Raw genomic sequence first — 16,378 nt, forward strand, 5'->3', positions numbered from 1 at the left:
GATGCTGAAGATCAATACTCAATCCGAATGGGTCGCCCGCGCGAATGAGGTCTTGCCCGCCGGAGGGTTTGGCAATTTTGATCCCGGCATCATCATCGCGCGCGGCGAGGGCAGCCGTGTCTGGGACGAGGATGGCAATGAATATATCGATTATCTGATCGGATCGGGACCGATGCTGCTGGGTCATGGCCACCCCGAGGTGATGGAGGCGGTGCTGGAACAACTGCCCAAGGGCATGACGTTTTTCGCCAATAACGCCAAAGGGATCGAACTGGCCGAGGCCATCGTCGACGCGGTGCCCTGTTGCGAGCAGGTGCGCTTTGTCGCGTCGGGCGGTGAGGCGGACATGTATGCGATCCGACTGGCGCGTGCCTATACCGGGCGCACCAAGATCCTGAAGTTCGAAGGCGGCTATCACGGGATGAGCGCCGAGGCGCAGATGAGCCTGGCCCCCAGCCGCGAGGTGAATTTCCCGCAGGCCGTGCCGGACAGTGCCGGAATTCCCGACAGCGTGGCCGAGCAGATGCTGATCGCGCCGTTCAATGATCTGGACGCAGTGGCCAATCTGCTGGCCGAGCATGACGATATTGCCGCCATCATGGTCGAACCCTTGCAGCGCATCGTCCCGCCGCTGCCCGGTTATCTGCAAGGGCTGCGCGATCTGTGCGACACGCATAATGTCCTGCTGATCTTTGATGAGATCGTCACCGGATTCCGCCTGGCCTATGGCGGCGCGCAAGAGAAATATGGCGTCACGCCCGATATCTGCACATTGGGGAAAATCATCGGCGGCGGGTTTCCTCTGGCGGCGTTGGGCGCGAGTGCCGAAATCATGAAACATTTCGACAAGGCGCAGGTGGGTGCAGAGGGTTGGTTGATGCAGCTGGGCACCTTGTCGGGCAATCCCGTGGCCTCGGCCGCAGGTCTGAAAACCATGGAGGTGCTGCGGCGTGACGGTGTGTATGACCAACTGCGCAAGACCGGGGCGGCGTTGCAGCAAATGCAGGCGGATGCGCTGACCAATGCCGGGATACCGCACCGGATTTGCGGCGATGAAACCCTGTTCGATCTCTACTTCACCAATGCCGCCTGCCGCGATTATCGCAGCGCCAAACATGACGATCCGATGCGCAATGCTCACTACAACCAGACCTTGCGCGCCAATGGTATCTTCAAAGCGCCCGGAAAACTTTATCCGTCTCTGGCAGTCACAGACGCCGATCTGGATCAAACCCGGGATGCGGTGGAAAAAGCGGTCCAGGCGATCAGGGCTGCCTGATGGTGCTTTATAGGGTGGAAAACTAAGCGGGCCGCTGTCAAACTATGACAGCGGCCCTTACTGATCGGATATCAGGGTTCAGTCTCGCCCCCTCGAATACCACTTAAAAAATAGACAGACTAACAAAACTTTCGACATTTTCGAGACCAACCCGACTTCTCAATCGGTATGCATCATTGATGCCAGATTATCGGACCGAGAACAGTGAAGTAGTTCACAATGCGGAAATTTTTCTCAAATTCTCCAATCAAAGAATCCGGGTCCGGCCTTTTTCAACAGGATTTCGGCCATCGTCTTGCCCATTTCGACCCCATCGGTGGTTGCGCCGGTGATGTCTTCGGCAATCGCCTCGGACCCATCGGGGCGCAAAACCTCGCCGCGCAGGCGTAGCTGGCCATCGTGTATTTCCGCGAGCCCGGCAATCGGGGTTTCGCACGAGCCATCCAGCGCGGCCAGCAGGGCGCGTTCGGCGGCCAGACGGTGATTGGTTTCGGTATGATGAATGGCCTCAAGCATTCCCGCAGCGCGGGAATCGTCGCTGCGGCGCTCGATGCCGATGGTGCCTTGCGCGATGGCGGGCAGCATGTCCTCGGGGGTGATGGCGGTGGCGGGCACGTCGCCCATGTTCAAGCGCCGGATGCCGGCCATGGCCAGAAAGGTGCAATCCGCCACGCCGTCGCCCAGTTTCTTCAGACGGGTCTGCACATTGCCACGGAATTCAACCACGTTCAGGTCGGGGCGGCGGTTCAGCAGCTGCGCCCGGCGGCGCAGGGAGGACGTGCCAACCACGGCCCCCTGCGGCAGATCATGGATCGAGGTCAGGCTGGGTGAGATGAAGGCATCGCGCACATCCTCGCGCGGCAGGAAGGTGTCCAGCACCAGCCCCTCGGGCTGTTCAACCGGCATGTCCTTGGTGGAATGCACCGCAATGTCGATATCGCCGCGCAGCATCGCCTCTTCGATTTCCTTGGTGAACAACCCCTTGTTGCCGATTTCTTTCAGCGGGCGGTCAGCGTCGATCATGGCGCGGTTGTCGCCGGTGGTCTTGATCACCACAATTTCGAACGCGTCTTCGGGCAGGTCAAAGGCCGCGCCCAGCCGGTGCCGGGTTTCATAGGCTTGCGCCAGCGCCAGAGGCGAACCACGGGTGCCGATTTTCAGCGGTGAGGCGGGTGTGGGCAGGGTCAGTGTCATGCGCACAGCTTTAGTCGCGTCACATTGCCCTGACAATGGGGGCAGAGCTTGACAAATTGCCACTGAGGGCCGACCCGTTTGCCGCAAACCTGACGATTGGGGACAAAGATGGCCGAGACAAAGAAACTGCTGCGGGCGCTGGCGGGTGAGGTACAGGATGTGCCGCCGATCTGGATGATGCGTCAGGCTGGGCGGTATCTGCCGGAATACCGGGCGACGCGGGCGCAGGCTGGGGATTTCCTGTCCTTGTGCTACAACCCGGAGCTGGCCGCCGAGGTCACATTGCAGCCCATTCGCCGCTATGGGTTCGACGCGGCGATTCTGTTTGCCGATATTCTGTTGGTGCCGCAGGCGCTGGGCGCGGACCTATGGTTCGTCACCGGCGAAGGCCCGCGCCTGTCGACCATCACACAGCAATCGGAGTTTGATGCGCTGAAGCCGGTTGAGGATATTCACGAAACCCTGTCGCCCGTTTATGAGACGGTGCGCATCCTGTCGCGGGAATTGCCGTCCGAGACGACTCTGATCGGATTTGCAGGCGCGCCCTGGACTGTGGCCACTTATATGATTGCCGGGCGCGGCACGCCGGATCAGGGGCCAGCCCATGCGCTGCGCGAAGGTAACACCGCATTGTTTGAGGCGCTGCTGGAGCGGATCACGCTGGCCACCATCGAATACCTGTCCGCCCAGATCGAGGCCGGGGCCGAAGTGGTCAAAATCTTCGACAGCTGGGCCGGATCGCTGAAGGGTGAGGCGTTTCAGAAATATGCGGTTGAGCCCTGCCACGTGATCACGCAGGCGATCAAGGCACGTCATCCCGGCATTCCGGTGATCGGTTTTCCACGTGAGGCAGCGGATGGCTATATCGGCTTCGCCGAGGCAACTGGTGTGGATTGTGTGGCGCTAGACAATTCGGTATCGCCCGAATGGGGCGCAGAGCATGTGCAGGTGAGCGGTTGTGTGCAGGGCAATCTGGCCTCGTCCCATATGGTGACGGGTGGGCAGGCTCTGGTGGATGAAACGCGCCAGATCGTCGAGGCGTTTTCCAAGGGGCCGCATATCTTCAATCTGGGGCATGGGATCACGCCCGACGCGGACCCGGAGAACGTTCAGTTGATGATCGACACGGTGCGCGGGCAGTAAAAGCGGGAAGGGGGCCAGCCCCCTTCTTGGCCTGCGGCCAATTCATCCCCCGGGATATTTTCAGCCAGGTGAAGCGGCGGGTGTTTGCTGCGCGTCAAGCTCGTTCAGGATATCCTGACGGTGTTCCCCGCGGGTGGGGCTGGGTTTGGGGTGCCAGTCAGAGGTTGAAAATCTGGGCGCGGCGGCGGCTTGCAAGGTTTCATCTGCCGTGCGCCACGTCTGGCGCGCGTTGTTCATCGGGTGGGTCTGGGCTTCGATCGGGCTGAGGACAGGCGCGACGCAAGCGTCTGTTCCGTCGAACAGGGACGCCCAGTGATCGCGGGGTTTGCTGGCAAAGAGCCCGGTCAGGCGTTGTGTAAGCGCGGGCCATTTTGAGCGGTCGTATTGCGATTGGAAATCGGGGTCGTCCGACAGGCCGATCTTATCCAGAAACAGCGCATAGAATTTGGGTTCAAGGCATTGCACCGTGACGAATCCGCCGTCAGAGCAGGGGTAGGTACGGCTCCAATGTGGGCCGTCCAGCAGGCTTTGGCCGCGCGTATCCGACAGGTTGCCGGATTGCCGCATGCTCAGAAGCAGGTTCATCATATGGGCTGAGCCGTCATAGATGGCGGCGTCGACCACCGTGCCTTTGCCGGTCCGCTGCGCATTCAGCAGGGCGGCCAGAATGCCCGCGACCAGATACATTGCCCCGCCGCCGATATCGCCGACCAGTGTCGCCGGGGTCTGTGGGGGCTGGCCCGGGGCCGAGGCGTACCAGAGCGCGCCAGACAGGGCGATATAGTTCAGATCGTGACCTGCTGTGTGCGACATGGGGCTGTCCTGGCCCCAACCCGTCATCCGGCCATAGATCAGCCTTGGGTTCACGCTGTGGCAAATGTCAGGCCCCAACCCCAGTTTTTCCATCACACCGGGGCGGAAACCCTCGATCAGCGCATCGGCTGAGGTGACCAGATGTTTGGCGATTTCCAAATCACCGGCGTCTTTCAGGTTCAGGTCGATCGACCGTTTCCCACGGTCCAGCACAGATTGTTCCGGTACCCCCGGCGCCGCCGGCCCGCCTTTGCGGTGGATGGTGATCACATCCGCCCCCAGATCTGCCAGTAACATGGCTGCAAAAGGGGCAGGCCCCAGCCCTTCGAATTCAACGACCCGTATTCCGTCCAGCATTGTGCCCCCTTCCGTTCAGGCGCAGGGTTTCGGGAACGCGGGCAAATTGCAAGACCAGAGTCGGGTGGCGCAGCCCCGATTCTGACCCCGCAAAAAAGTGCAGTGTAATGTGCGGAAATGACCTGTTCTGTGCCGGTCGGGCGAGGTAGGGTCGCCGCCAGAACAGGGAAATTGTATGACGACCATTCTTTCCATCAAGGATCTGCGCAAATCTTATGCCGACGGGTTTGAGGCGCTCAAAGGTGTTTCGCTGGATATCGAGCAGGGGGAAATCCTGGCGCTGCTTGGGCCAAACGGGGCGGGCAAGACGACTTTGATCTCGACCATCTGTGGTATAACCACGCCGACCTCGGGCAATGTGACGGTCGGAGGGCATGATATTCAGGCCGATTTCCGCGCCGCGCGCCGTATGATCGGGCTGGTGCCGCAGGAAATCGCGCTGGAGCCGTTCGAAAAGGTTTGGAATACGGTGCGGTTTTCACGTGGGCTGTTTGGATACAGCAGCGACAACGCCCGATTGGAAGAAATCCTGCGCAAGCTGTCCCTGTGGGACAAGCGCAAGAATGCAATCAAAGAGCTGTCGGGCGGCATGAAGCGCCGGGTGCTGATCGCCAAGGCGCTGGCCCATGAGCCGCGTGTGCTGTTTCTGGACGAACCCACCGCCGGCGTCGATGTCGAATTGCGCAAAGACATGTGGGAGATCGTGGCCGAGCTGAAACAGGCCGGGGTCACCATCATCCTGACCACCCATTATATCGAAGAGGCCGAGGCCATCGCCGACCGGGTCGGCGTTATCGACAAGGGCGAATTGCTGCTGGTGCAGGACAAGAACACTCTGATGGCGCAGATGGGAAAAAAACAGATCGAGGTGATGCTGAGCGAACCGATCCAGACTATCCCCGACAGCCTGGCCGAACATAATTTGGCCCTGAACGGCGAGGGTGACATGCTGATCTATACCTATGACACCCATGCCGACCGTACTGGTATCACCACGCTGCTGAACGACGTCGCGCAGGCGGGCTTGGTGCTGCGCGACGTGCAGACCAGGCAATCGAGCCTTGAGGAAATATTCGTCAATCTGGTGTCCGGAGAGCCCGCATGAACTGGTCCGCAATAGCCGCCATCTACCGGTTCGAAATGGCCCGGTTCTTTCGTACCCTTGCACAAAGCTTTCTGTCGCCGGTCCTGTCGACCTCGCTGTACTTCGTGGTTTTCGGCACCGCCATCGGCAGCCGCATTCAAGAGGTCGAGGGCGTATCCTACGGGGCTTTCATCGTGCCGGGGCTGATCATGCTGTCGGTGGTGACGCTGGCCATTTCCAACGCGTCCTTTGGAATCTATTTCCCCAAGTTTCTGGGCACGATTTATGAACTGCTGTCCGCTCCGGTGAACTTTATCGAGATTGTGATCGGTTATGTGGGGGCAGCGGCGACCAAAGCGCTGTTTGTGGGGGTCGTGATCCTGATCACCGCCGCGTTTTTTGTGGATTTGCGGATCGAACATCCATTTGCCATGGTGGCGTTTCTGGTTCTGACCTGCCTCAGCTTTTCTTTGCTGGGGTTTATCATCGGCATCTGGGCCGGCAACTTTGAACAGATGTCTCTGGTGCCGCAGCTTGTCGTGACGCCGCTGATATTTCTGGGCGGCACATTCTATTCGATCTCGATGTTGCCGCCGCTTTGGCAGACGATCACATTGTTCAATCCGGTGGTCTATCTGATCTCGGGGTTTCGGTGGTCGTTTTACGGGTTAGCCGACGTGCCGATCGGGTTCAGCCTGCTGGCGATTCTGGCCTTTACCGGCCTGTGTCTGGGCATCATTGGCTGGATTTTCAGAACCGGTTGGCGCATCAGAAGCTAGCCAGAAAGCGGCGTTGCATTTTTGCCCATGTGCTTCAGTAAATGTGTTCACGTCATGGTTAAGGTCCAAGCGGTCCCTTGTTTACCGGTTGGCCGCACTCTACATCGGCTCCCATGAAGCTCAGCCTGCCGTTTCTCAAAAAACAACCCTGCGTGGCCGTTGTGCGCCTGTCCGGTGCCATCGGAATGGCCGGGCGTGGTTCGATGTCTGATACCGCGCTGGCCCCCGTGCTGGAGAAAGCATTTCGCAAGGGCAAACCCGCCGCCGTCGCGCTTGAGGTCAACTCGCCCGGCGGCTCACCCGTGCAAAGTTCACTGATCGGGTCACGGATTCGGCGGCTGTCTGAGGAACTGAACGTTCCGGTGATCGCCTTTGTCGAGGATGTCGCGGCCTCGGGCGGCTATTGGCTGGCTGCTGCCGCAGATGAGATTTACGCCGATGACAGCTCGGTTCTGGGGTCAATCGGGGTGATCTCGTCAGGGTTCGGTGCGCATGTGCTGCTGAAACGGCAGGGGATCGAACGGCGCGTGCATACAGCAGGGCAATCGAAATCCATGCTGGACCCGTTTGCGCCCGAAAAGAAAGAGGATGTCGCCCGGCTGGAAGGTCTGCTGGCTGATATCCACGAAAATTTCATCACCCACGTCAAAACCCGGCGTGGCGCAAAGCTGAACGATAGCGACGACCTGTTCACGGGCGAGGTCTGGCTGGCCCGCCGCGCACAAAAGCTGGGCCTGATCGACGGTATCGCGCATCTGAAACCGAAAATGCAGGAACGCTTTGGCGACAAGGTAAAGTTCCGCCGCTATGGGTTGCGCAAACCCTTCTGGTCGCGGTTCGGTGCGTCGCTGGCGCAAGACGCCATCGCCGGGCTTGAGGAGCGCGCCGCCTACGCGCGTTTCGGTTTGTGACGTGATTATCAAGATTGTAACCCTGTTTCTGGTCGCCATGGGCGTATTGGCGATGTTCGGAAAGCTGCGCTTTCCGGGGCAGAAGCGGCTGCAATCTGCAAGATGTCGGCGCTGCGGGCGTTTCAGGATCGGCAAAGGCCCCTGTGCCTGCGAAAAAGGAGGCCGGAAATGACGGCGTGGCTGCTTTCCGGCCTTGGTTTGCTGATCTTGTTGCTGGCTGGCGACGCGCTGGTGCGCGGTGCCGTCAACCTGAGCCTGCGTTTGGGCGTACCTGCGCTGATCGTCAGCCTGACAATTGTCGCCTTTGGTACTTCGGCGCCCGAATTGCTGATTGCGATCAGCGCGATCAAGGAAAACGCGCCGGGGATTGCCCTTGGTAACGTGGTCGGATCGAACACGGCGAATATCCTGTTGGTTCTGGGTTTGCCTGCGCTTTTGGCAACCTTGCACACCAGCGAATGCGACAGCCGCAAGAACTATGTTTTCATGTTGTTGGCGACGGTCCTGTTCATCGGGCTGGCATTTTTGGGTGAGTTCAACCTGTTCAGCGGAGCGATTCTGCTGGCGGCGCTTACTCTGGTTCTATGGAATGCCTTCCGCGAAGCCCGTGCCCATCGCAAGGCCTGCGGCGAAGCCTGCGAGGATGACGAAGAACTGGACGGTCTGGAAGAAGCCGACCCGAACATGCCCTATTGGAAACTGTCGATCTATCTGGTGCTGGGGCTGATTGGCCTGCCGATGGGGGCGCACCTGCTGGTCGAAAACGCGACCGAGATTGCGCGCACCTATGGGGTCAGCGAAACAGTGATTGGCCTGACCCTGATCGCCATTGGGACATCCCTGCCGGAACTGGCGACAACGGTCATGGCGGCGCTGCGCAGGCAGGCCGATGTGGCGCTGGGTAATGTGATCGGGTCGAACATGTTCAACCTGTTGGCCATCATCGGCATCGCCACCCTGTTCGGGAACATTCCTGTCGACCCCGAGTTCCTGTCTTTCGACCTGTGGGTCATGCTGGGCGCATCTGTGTTGCTGGTGCCGTTTGTCTTTTTCAAAAAAGACATTACGCGGACCTGGGGGCTGGTGCTGACCTTTCTTTATGTGCTCTATATCGCCATCGTGCTTACGTACTGATCCAGAAAGGTGAACGATGACCCGTGCTCTTGTAACTGGCGCAGGCATTCGTCTTGGTCAGGCTATGGCCCTGTATCTGGCGCGCCGCGGTTACGACGTGGCGGTTCATTACGCAACCTCGCAACAGCCGGCATTGGACACGGTGTCCGAGGTTCAGGCCCTTGGCCGCAAGGCGGTCGCGCTGCAGGCCGATCTGCTGGATGAGGCGCAGGTCACTGCGCTGCTGCCGCGCGCAGCCGAGGCGCTGGGCGGGCCGATCACCTGTTTGGTGAACAACGCCTCGATCTTTGAATACGACAACATCCACAGCGCCACGCGGCAAAGCTGGGACCGTCACATGGACAGCAATCTGCGTGCGCCTTTTGTGCTGACGCAGGCCATGGCCGAACAGGGGCTGGAACCCGACACGGACGACGCGGGCGAACCCGTTGCCACCGGTCTGATCGTCAATATGGTCGATATGCGGGTGCGTAAGCTGACGCCCGAATTCATGTCCTATACGATCGCCAAGATGGGCCTGTGGGCGCTGACCCGAACTGCTGCGCAGGCGCTTACCCCTGCGATCCGCGTCAACGCCATCGGGCCGGGGCCGACGATGCAGGGCCATCGGCAAAGCGAGGATCACTATAAGGCACAGCGCGCGAATACGGTTCTGGAGCGCGGAGCAAATCCATCAGATATCACCGCCGCGCTGGGCTATTTTCTGGATGCGCACGCCGTCACCGGACAACTTTTGTGTGTGGATGGCGGGCAGCATCTGGGTTGGCAAACACCGGACGTTCTGGGCGTAGAATAAGCATGTGCGTCGCAAGTTTTGCACTGCTCTCAATTCCGTTACCTACGTGTTACAAAATTGTCTTTTATTTCATGCACTTGTCATGTGTACGAAAAAATAACGTTTAAAAACAACGTCTTATTTTCACGCCTAATTATTGTGCAAATTAAGGAATCCTTAATGAAACAAGGGAAATCCGACGCCTCTCAAAACTTATCTGCACAGTTATCCACAGAAACCGTGGATTTGTTTTCTCTTGATCCTGAACCCGCAAGATTGCAGCCGTGGTCAGAGAATCATATCTCTGATCCATGACCACCCAGAACGAATCGAATTCGGACACTCAGCCCACCGGCTATGCTTGCATTCTGCGCTATGTGAAGACGCTGGACAGCTCACCCGGTGTTTATCGGATGCTGGATGCGGACAGCCGTGTTCTGTACGTGGGCAAGGCGCGGAACCTGAAGGCGCGGGTGTCGAATTACACCCGTCCCGGCCATTCCGGGCGGATCGAACGGATGATCGGGGCGACAGCGTCGATGATGTTCCTGACCACCCGGACGGAAACCGAGGCGCTGCTGCTGGAGCAGAACCTGATCAAGCAGCTCAAGCCGAAGTACAACGTGCTGCTGCGCGACGACAAAAGCTTTCCCAATATTCTGGTCGCCAAGGATCATACCTTTCCGCAGATCAAGAAACATCGCGGGGCCAAGAAGGAAAAGGGCGCCTATTTTGGCCCCTTTGCCAATGCGGGCGCGGTGAACCGGACGCTGAACCAGTTGCAAAAGGCGTTCCTGCTGCGCAACTGCACGGATTCCGTGTTCGACGGCCGGACGCGGCCCTGTCTGCTGTATCAGATCAAGCGGTGTTCCGGGCCCTGTGTGGATCTGATCTCGGAAGAGGATTACCGCGAAAGTGTCCGGGATGCGGAACGGTTCCTGTCGGGGCGGTCGACCAAGGTGCAAGAGGATTTGGCCGAACAGATGATGGCGGCGTCCGAGGCGATGGAGTTCGAGCGTGCCGCCAGCCTGCGCGACCGTATCCGGGCGCTGACGCAGGTGCAGACGTCACAGGGCATCAACCCGCGCGGCGTGGCCGAGGCGGATGTGATCGGCCTCTATATGGACAGCGGGCAGGCCTGTGTGCAGGTGTTCTTCATCCGCGCTAACCAGAACTGGGGCAACAAGGACTTCTACCCACGCGTGGGGCCGGATGTATCGGCGGCCGAGGCGATGGAGGCGTTTCTGGGCCAGTTCTATGACAACAAGGAACCACCACGGCAGCTGATCCTGTCGGATGCCATCGAAAACGCCGATCTGATGCAGGATGCACTGTCTAAAAAAGCGGGCCGCAAGATTGAAATCCTTGTGCCGCAGCGCGGTGAGAAACAGGAGCTGGTGGCGGGGGCCTTGCGCAACGCGCGTGAATCGCTGGCCCGGCGCATGTCGGAAAGCGCCACGCAGGCCAAGCTGCTGCGCGGTGTGGCCGAGGCGTTTGACCTGGACACCCCTCCGGGTCGGATCGAGGTTTACGACAACAGCCACATTCAGGGCACCAACGCGGTGGGCGGCATGATTGTCGCTGGCCCCGAGGGGTTCATGAAAAACGCGTATCGCAAGTTCAACATTCGCGGCGACGACCTGACCCCGGGTGACGATTTCGGCATGATGAAAGAGGTGTTGAATCGCCGCTTTACCCGCCTGCAAAAGGAAGACCCGGATCGCGACAAGGGGCTGTGGCCCGATCTGCTGCTGATCGACGGCGGTGCCGGACAGGTGAGTGCTGTGCATGAGATCATGCAGGCTCATGCGGTCGAGGATATTCCGATGATCGGCGTCGCCAAGGGTGTTGATCGCGATCACGGCAAAGAAGAATTCCACCGGATCGGCCAGCGCCCCTTTGCCCTGAAGCGCAATGATCCGGTGCTGTACTTCATTCAGCGTCTAAGGGACGAGGCACACCGGTTTGCCATCGGAACCCATCGGGCGAAACGGGCCAAGGCGGTGGGGGCAACCCCGCTGGATGAAATCCCCGGCGTGGGCGCGGCGCGCAAACGAGCCTTGCTGGCGCATTTCGGCAGCGCCAAGGCGGTCAGCCGGGCCAATCTGGCCGATCTGAAAGCGGTTGATGGGATTTCAGCGGGGCTGGCGCAGAAGGTCTATGACTTCTTCCACGACAAAGGCTAGGCCCGCCGCCCGCGCCACAGGATATACAGCCCCGAGGCCACGATCAGCGCGCTGCCGATCCACATTGTCTGATCCAGACGCTCGTCGAACAGGAAAACGCCCAACCCGATGCCAAACAGCAACCGGGAATAGCGGAACGGGGTGACGGCAGACACCTCACCCGTTCGCATCGCTTTCATGAGCGAGGCATAGGCAAGCGTTCCCATCACGATGGCGCCTGTCAGGTGCAGGCTGGTGTGGGTTGTCAGGGGCTGCATCGGGACGCTTTCCCAAACCCGATAGGCTAAGCCGGCAACCAAGATGCAAAGAAAACCGTAAAACCCCAGCACCTCGGTCCCAAGCGAGGCGGGCGCGGCCCGGCTGGCCAGGTCGCGCCCGGCAAAACCCAACATGCCCAGGACGGCCAGAATGGACAGGGTCGAAAAGCTGTCCCCGGTCGGTTGGATGATGATCACAACGCCCACCAGGCCGATCAGGATCGCGCTCCACCGTCGCCAGCCGACTGTTTCGCCAAAGAACAATGCGGCCCCTGCAACCACGACCAATGGTGTTGCCTGAAGGATGACGGTTGCGGATGACAACGGTGCCAGTGCAATTGCCAGCACATAAAACAAACGCCCGAAGATTTCAAAAAACACCCTGACCTTCATTGGCGGTGATAATACGTCAGGCTGCAGCAACCGCGTTCCGCGCAGGACGGCAACCCCGGCAAAGATCACTGCACCGCCTGAGCCAAACAAAACCAGAACCTGCCAGATCGGAATCACCGCCGAGGCGCTTTTCAACAATGCATCCTCAAGCGCGAACAGCGCCATTGCAGCGATCATCCAGGCGCTGCCGATCAGGTTTGACCGGGGATCGGTTTGAATATGGGCTGTCATTGTTTGCCTTCGCTGTGTCATCGGGCCGCCCGCCAATCTGACGGCAAAGCCACCGCGCGCCAAGGAGTATCTGTCTGAGAGCTGATGCTTGCGACCCTTTGACCTTTGGGGTTGCAACTGTCTGTGAATGGGTCAGTTTTTTATCCGCCTGCCTTTTATGTCCCGAACCAGCGATGTAATGTCCAAACCATGAAGTGGAACCTGCCCAATATCCTGACCGTGCTACGCCTTGTTGCAGCCCCCGGTCTGGCCGTGATGTTTCTGTATTTCACCCGACCCTATGCGGACTGGTTCGCGTTGATCCTGTTTTTAACTGCGGCGATCACCGACTGGTTCGACGGCTATCTGGCCCGCGCGTGGAAACAGGAAACCAAGATCGGGGCGATGCTGGACCCGATTGCCGATAAGGCGATGGTGGTGATCGCGTTGATGATCCTGGTGGGTTACTCAGGGTCTCATTGGACACCTTGGTTGGTGTTGCCTGCTACGGTGATATTGTTTCGCGAAGTATTTGTCTCGGGTCTGCGTGAATATCTGGGCGATGTAGCCGGGACACTAAAAGTAACTAAGCTTGCTAAGTGGAAGACGACGGCACAAATGATCGCTATCGCCACTTTGTTTTCGCAAGGAATTTTTGAGCACTACTTTTTTATGTATCAGTATGGGATGGATGGCGATCTTGTTAATGAAATCCTATCCAGAAATGAAGATGATGTGCATGGGCTGCTCTGGATGGAGGCGGGTAAGTTTTGGTCCGGATTGGTTGGGCTCGTGCTGCTGTGGATTGCGGCGACGCTGACATTGATCACCGGCTATGACTACCTACGTAAGGCTATGCCCCATCTGAAGGAGAGCTAAGCGATGGACGTGCTGTATTTTGCCTGGGTCCGCGAACGGATCGGTCTGCCGAAAGAGCGGATCGAAACTCAGGCCGCGACGGTCTCGGATCTGGTGGCCGAACTGAGCGCGCGCGAAGATCGTTATGCCGCCGCCTTTGCCGATCTGTCGGCGCTGCGGGTTGCATTGGATCAGGAGCTTTCGGATTTTGATGCCTCGCTGACCGGTGTGCGCGAAGTGGCGTTTTTCCCGCCCATGACCGGCGGCTGACACCATGCGCATCGCGGTTCAGGAAGAAGAATTCGATCTGGGGGCCGAGGCCAATGCCTTTGCTGCGGGCGATGACGCAAACGGGGCGATTGTGACCTTTACAGGCGTTGTGCGTGATCTGGCCACGGGTGATCTGGATGTGATGGAGATCGAACATTACCCCGGCATGACCGAACGCGCCCTGACCAAGATCGCACAAGAGGCGATGGCGCGCTGGTGCTTGGGCGATGTGCTGGTGATCCATCGGCACGGACGTCTGGCCGCGGGCGACCGGATCATGATGGTGGCCACGGCCGCGCGGCATCGCAAGGACGCGTTCGAGGCGGCAGAGTACCTGATGGATTATCTGAAATCCCGCGCACCATTCTGGAAAAAGGAAATCACCTCATCCGGTGCGGATTGGGTTGCGGCCAAAGACGAAGACGAAGACGCGCTGACCCGTTGGTGACGGCTTAGTCGGCGTTGTTGATGCGCCCGCGCAGCTCTTCGGCCTCTTGCCGGGCGGCGCGCAGGCCGTCCATGGCGGCGGCCAATTCGGCCTCGGTCTGGGTCAGCTGATTGGTCAGCTCCGCCTCGCGTTGTTGCAGGTAGGTGATCGCCTGATCGCGGGTTTCCTCGGCTTCATGCAATTCCTGGCTCATGCGGTCCAGATCGGCCACGTCGCTTTGGCGGACGCGGGACAGGCGATGGGCCAACCAATTGGCAAACCACCCCATGCAGAAGGCACTGAACAGGATGACGGCTGTGGCGATGATGAATTCTATTCTGTTCAATTTACTGATCCCCTGCTTCCGAGTCGGTGTCCGAGGCATCGGCATCGGTTTGCGCGTCTGGTGACGGTTCTGTTTCTTTTTCCATGGCTTCCAGCCCGGTTTCCGGGTTGGCCACGGGTTCGGGGCGGATCAGGCGAAATTCGATACGCCGATTTTCCTCACGGCCGTCTTCGGTGTCGTTGTCGGCGATGGGTTTGGTCTCGCCATATCCAACCGCCGAATAGCTTGCCGTCGGCACCCGTCGCCCGCGCAGCTCGTTCAGGATGGATTGCGCGCGCGCCTGGCTCAGCTGCTCGTTCATCTCTTCGCGGCCCTGACTGTCGGTGTGACCCTGAATTTCCATTCGGATGGGGCCGCATTCGCGCAAGATATCCGCAATCTGGTTCAACGTATCGCGCGAATCGGCAGCGACGGTGGCCGACCCCGGCTCAAACGCGATCTTGGTGCTGGCCTGAACGTCGGCGATGCGTTCCTCGCACACCTCCGGGTCGGGCAGTTTATCCGCAGGTTCGGGCGGCTTCTGATAGGTGACCGACAGTGTGAATTCCTGTGCCTCGCCCAGCTTTTCCGACAGCAAGCCCGCAATGCGCGACTTGGCTTCGGGGTCATGGCTGATGCCGTTCAGCGTGACATTGTCCGGGGTAACCGTCAGCGCGCCGTTATGAAGCTCTGACAGGGCTTCAAGCCCGGCCAGAACACGGACCGGCCAGTCAGCGGGCAGGTCGGGCGCAATACGGGTCGCGGTATGGACCTGATTGGACCCAAACGCCGCGCGGGCAAAGCTGTCTGCCATGTCCCTGAGTGTTTCGTCGCTCAAACGTCCGCGCATCTGTACCAGACCTTCGGGGCTGCGCGTGACGGCAAATTCGGGCGGGCCGGACGGCTCATCTGTTTCGGGGTCGGGCAGAACGGCGAACAGCGCAAAGACGTCGGGCAAGGCGGTTTCCAACTCGCCCACAACGCGGTCGAACATGTCGGCATCGGTGCCTTCAGCCGCGACCAGCGTGATATCCGCGTCCGATATCGTGACGGAGCCCTGACCGATTTCAGCAAGCGCGCGGATGCTCAGCGATGCGGCCTCGGGCCAACGCGGCGACGGCACGCCCAACCCAATGGTGCAGGTATAGGACCCGGCGTGGCCCGCATCCTTTGCGGCGGCAATGATCGCGTCGCGCGCGTCTTCGTCCTGGGCGGAACAGGCGTCAAACTGACCGCCGGATTCGTTGATCAGATATCGCAGGGTAAACGGCGTGATCACCGGGCGCGGGGCCGAGATTGCCAACCCGATTCGCAGGCTGGGCGGCGCTGCACGTGTCAGATCCTGTTCCAGCTGTTCCTTTTCCTGCTGGCTGTCCGCAATGGCGGTGATCTTGACCAACCCGGGGCTGGCCGAGATTTTGGCACGCGGCAGGCGGGTCAGCGCCTCAAACGCGAACGCAATCGCATCATCCCAACCCTTGGGTTTGGGGTAATCGGCGGTTTCCATCAGATCCGAAACGGTGGCGTCGCCGTCCAGCCTGCGCAGCCTGTTCATCAGCGCGTCGCGGTCTTCGCTGGTCGGGATCAGTCCGATTACCGAAATGCCGCTGTCATTGCGCAGAATTTCGGCGGAAAAGCGGGGCGCTGCCAATCGGGTTGTTGGGGCCACATGCATTTCGTCGATCACGCGTGAGGTATCAACTTCGGTGCCGGCGGCTGTCAGGGCGTTGAACCGCGTGGCCTCATCCTGCGCGGTGCCGGTCAGGACAACACGCAACCCGTCCGATTGCACTTCGGCCCAGTCGTGGCCTTTCAGGTCCAGCGCGCGACGCACGGCAAACTCGGATGCCTCTTCGACTTTGGTTACCGCAAAAGAGGCCGCCAGCAGGAACAGCCCGGCCGACACAAGGAATATAAGGGTAACGGCAAAGAAATAGGGCAAACGCATGTGCGGGTTATCGACTCCTCAGGCGGTTGTGCAGA

16 protein-coding genes are annotated in these 16,378 nt (G+C 59.6%); 11 read left to right on the forward strand and 5 right to left on the reverse strand.

The annotated features are described in order from the left end of the window. The first annotated feature begins 1 nt into the window (after window position 1). Window positions 2-1,279 (forward strand): aspartate aminotransferase family protein, encoded by a 1,278-nt coding sequence (locus JT51_RS18585; protein WP_037316453.1) that lies wholly within the window; start codon window positions 2-4, stop codon window positions 1,277-1,279. A gap of 234 nt (window positions 1,280-1,513) precedes the next feature. On the opposite strand, the gene hemC is transcribed toward JT51_RS18585, so the two are convergent. After that, entirely contained in the window at window positions 1,514-2,473 is a 960-nt protein-coding gene (gene hemC / locus JT51_RS18590; protein WP_037316456.1) for a hydroxymethylbilane synthase, read from the reverse strand. A 108-nt stretch (window positions 2,474-2,581) separates the two neighbouring features. Here hemC and hemE point away from each other — a divergent pair, with 108 nt between their 5' ends. Then, window positions 2,582-3,616 (forward strand): uroporphyrinogen decarboxylase, encoded by a 1,035-nt coding sequence (gene hemE, locus JT51_RS18595; RefSeq protein WP_037316459.1) that lies wholly within the window; start codon window positions 2,582-2,584, stop codon window positions 3,614-3,616. Between the two features lie 60 nt (window positions 3,617-3,676). Here hemE and JT51_RS18600 read toward each other — a convergent pair whose 3' ends face one another. Then, a complete protein-coding gene (locus JT51_RS18600; RefSeq protein WP_037316462.1) occupies window positions 3,677-4,786 on the reverse strand; it encodes a CaiB/BaiF CoA transferase family protein in 1,110 nt (369 codons plus the stop codon). Between the two features lie 175 nt (window positions 4,787-4,961). Between JT51_RS18600 and JT51_RS18605 the strand changes: the two genes are divergently transcribed. The 6 genes from JT51_RS18605 (at window position 4,962) to uvrC (ending at window position 11,655) form a co-directional block, all read left to right on the forward strand. Then, the gene (locus tag JT51_RS18605) at window positions 4,962-5,891 is read left to right on the forward strand and encodes an ABC transporter ATP-binding protein (protein ID WP_037316465.1); all 930 of its coding nucleotides are present in this window, start codon (window positions 4,962-4,964) and stop codon (window positions 5,889-5,891) included. After that, window positions 5,888-6,649 (forward strand): ABC transporter permease, encoded by a 762-nt coding sequence (locus JT51_RS18610; RefSeq protein ID WP_037316468.1) that lies wholly within the window; start codon window positions 5,888-5,890, stop codon window positions 6,647-6,649. Before JT51_RS18605 ends, JT51_RS18610 begins: the two co-directional genes overlap by 4 nt. Window positions 6,650-6,762: 113 nt before the next feature. After that, window positions 6,763-7,560, forward strand: a complete 798-nt coding sequence (locus JT51_RS18615; RefSeq protein WP_037316471.1) for a S49 family peptidase — start codon at window positions 6,763-6,765, stop codon at window positions 7,558-7,560. Between the two features lie 168 nt (window positions 7,561-7,728). After that, a complete protein-coding gene (locus JT51_RS18625; RefSeq protein ID WP_037316478.1) occupies window positions 7,729-8,694 on the forward strand; it encodes a calcium/sodium antiporter in 966 nt (321 codons plus the stop codon). 16 nt (window positions 8,695-8,710) lie between these two features. Beyond that, window positions 8,711-9,490, forward strand: coding sequence for an SDR family oxidoreductase (locus JT51_RS18630; RefSeq protein ID WP_037316481.1), 780 nt, complete (start codon window positions 8,711-8,713; stop codon window positions 9,488-9,490). A gap of 290 nt (window positions 9,491-9,780) precedes the next feature. After that, window positions 9,781-11,655 (forward strand): excinuclease ABC subunit UvrC, encoded by a 1,875-nt coding sequence (uvrC, locus tag JT51_RS18635; RefSeq protein WP_037316484.1) that lies wholly within the window; start codon window positions 9,781-9,783, stop codon window positions 11,653-11,655. Here the strand turns inward: uvrC and JT51_RS18640 are convergent. Continuing rightward, a complete protein-coding gene (locus JT51_RS18640; RefSeq protein WP_037316487.1) occupies window positions 11,652-12,536 on the reverse strand; it encodes a DMT family transporter in 885 nt (294 codons plus the stop codon). The two genes, uvrC and JT51_RS18640, sit on opposite strands and share 4 nt — an antisense overlap. 189 nt (window positions 12,537-12,725) lie before the next feature. On the opposite strand from JT51_RS18640, the gene pgsA reads away from it, so the two are divergent. Genes pgsA through JT51_RS18655 form a run of 3 tightly spaced genes read left to right on the forward strand, consistent with a single transcriptional unit; the run spans window position 12,726 to window position 14,091 of the window. After that, window positions 12,726-13,394 (forward strand): CDP-diacylglycerol--glycerol-3-phosphate 3-phosphatidyltransferase, encoded by a 669-nt coding sequence (gene pgsA / locus JT51_RS18645; protein ID WP_037316490.1) that lies wholly within the window; start codon window positions 12,726-12,728, stop codon window positions 13,392-13,394. Window positions 13,395-13,397: 3 nt separating this feature from the next. Beyond that, window positions 13,398-13,643, forward strand: a complete 246-nt coding sequence (moaD, locus tag JT51_RS18650; protein WP_037316492.1) for a molybdopterin converting factor subunit 1 — start codon at window positions 13,398-13,400, stop codon at window positions 13,641-13,643. A 4-nt stretch (window positions 13,644-13,647) separates the two neighbouring features. After that, on the forward strand, window positions 13,648-14,091 hold the full coding sequence (locus tag JT51_RS18655; protein WP_037316494.1) for a molybdenum cofactor biosynthesis protein MoaE: 444 nt from the start codon (window positions 13,648-13,650) through the stop codon (window positions 14,089-14,091). 4 nt (window positions 14,092-14,095) lie between these two features. Here JT51_RS18655 and JT51_RS18660 read toward each other — a convergent pair whose 3' ends face one another. Further along, entirely contained in the window at window positions 14,096-14,416 is a 321-nt protein-coding gene (locus tag JT51_RS18660; protein ID WP_037316497.1) for a hypothetical protein, read from the reverse strand. Window position 14,417: 1 nt separating this feature from the next. After that, complete coding sequence (locus JT51_RS18665) at window positions 14,418-16,343, reverse strand: OmpA family protein (RefSeq protein WP_037316499.1); 1,926 nt, start codon at window positions 16,341-16,343, stop codon at window positions 14,418-14,420. Between the last annotated feature and the right edge of the window lie 35 nt (window positions 16,344-16,378).

It is taken from the genome of Ruegeria halocynthiae (genome assembly GCF_000743705.1).
Lineage (GTDB): Bacteria > Pseudomonadota > Alphaproteobacteria > Rhodobacterales > Rhodobacteraceae > Ruegeria > Ruegeria halocynthiae_B.

Bases quoted from the DNA above. Each gene is read 5' to 3' on its own strand.
- hemC (WP_037316456.1), bottom strand. From the start codon at position 2,473: ATGACACTGACCCTGCCCACACCCGCCTCACCGCTGAAAATCGGCACC.
- JT51_RS18640 (WP_037316487.1), bottom strand. From the start codon at position 12,536: ATGACAGCCCATATTCAAACCGATCCCCGGTCAAACCTGATCGGCAGC.
- JT51_RS18615 (WP_037316471.1), top strand. From the start codon at position 6,763: ATGAAGCTCAGCCTGCCGTTTCTCAAAAAACAACCCTGCGTGGCCGTT.
- moaD (WP_037316492.1), top strand. From the start codon at position 13,398: ATGGACGTGCTGTATTTTGCCTGGGTCCGCGAACGGATCGGTCTGCCG.
- JT51_RS18600 (WP_037316462.1), bottom strand. From the start codon at position 4,786: ATGCTGGACGGAATACGGGTCGTTGAATTCGAAGGGCTGGGGCCTGCC.
- uvrC (WP_037316484.1), top strand. From the start codon at position 9,781: ATGACCACCCAGAACGAATCGAATTCGGACACTCAGCCCACCGGCTAT.
- pgsA (WP_037316490.1), top strand. From the start codon at position 12,726: ATGAAGTGGAACCTGCCCAATATCCTGACCGTGCTACGCCTTGTTGCA.
- JT51_RS18605 (WP_037316465.1), top strand. From the start codon at position 4,962: ATGACGACCATTCTTTCCATCAAGGATCTGCGCAAATCTTATGCCGAC.
- JT51_RS18585 (WP_037316453.1), top strand. From the start codon at position 2: ATGCTGAAGATCAATACTCAATCCGAATGGGTCGCCCGCGCGAATGAG.
- JT51_RS18625 (WP_037316478.1), top strand. From the start codon at position 7,729: ATGACGGCGTGGCTGCTTTCCGGCCTTGGTTTGCTGATCTTGTTGCTG.
- hemE (WP_037316459.1), top strand. From the start codon at position 2,582: ATGGCCGAGACAAAGAAACTGCTGCGGGCGCTGGCGGGTGAGGTACAG.
- JT51_RS18630 (WP_037316481.1), top strand. From the start codon at position 8,711: ATGACCCGTGCTCTTGTAACTGGCGCAGGCATTCGTCTTGGTCAGGCT.
- JT51_RS18610 (WP_037316468.1), top strand. From the start codon at position 5,888: ATGAACTGGTCCGCAATAGCCGCCATCTACCGGTTCGAAATGGCCCGG.
- JT51_RS18655 (WP_037316494.1), top strand. From the start codon at position 13,648: ATGCGCATCGCGGTTCAGGAAGAAGAATTCGATCTGGGGGCCGAGGCC.
- JT51_RS18665 (WP_037316499.1), bottom strand. From the start codon at position 16,343: ATGCGTTTGCCCTATTTCTTTGCCGTTACCCTTATATTCCTTGTGTCG.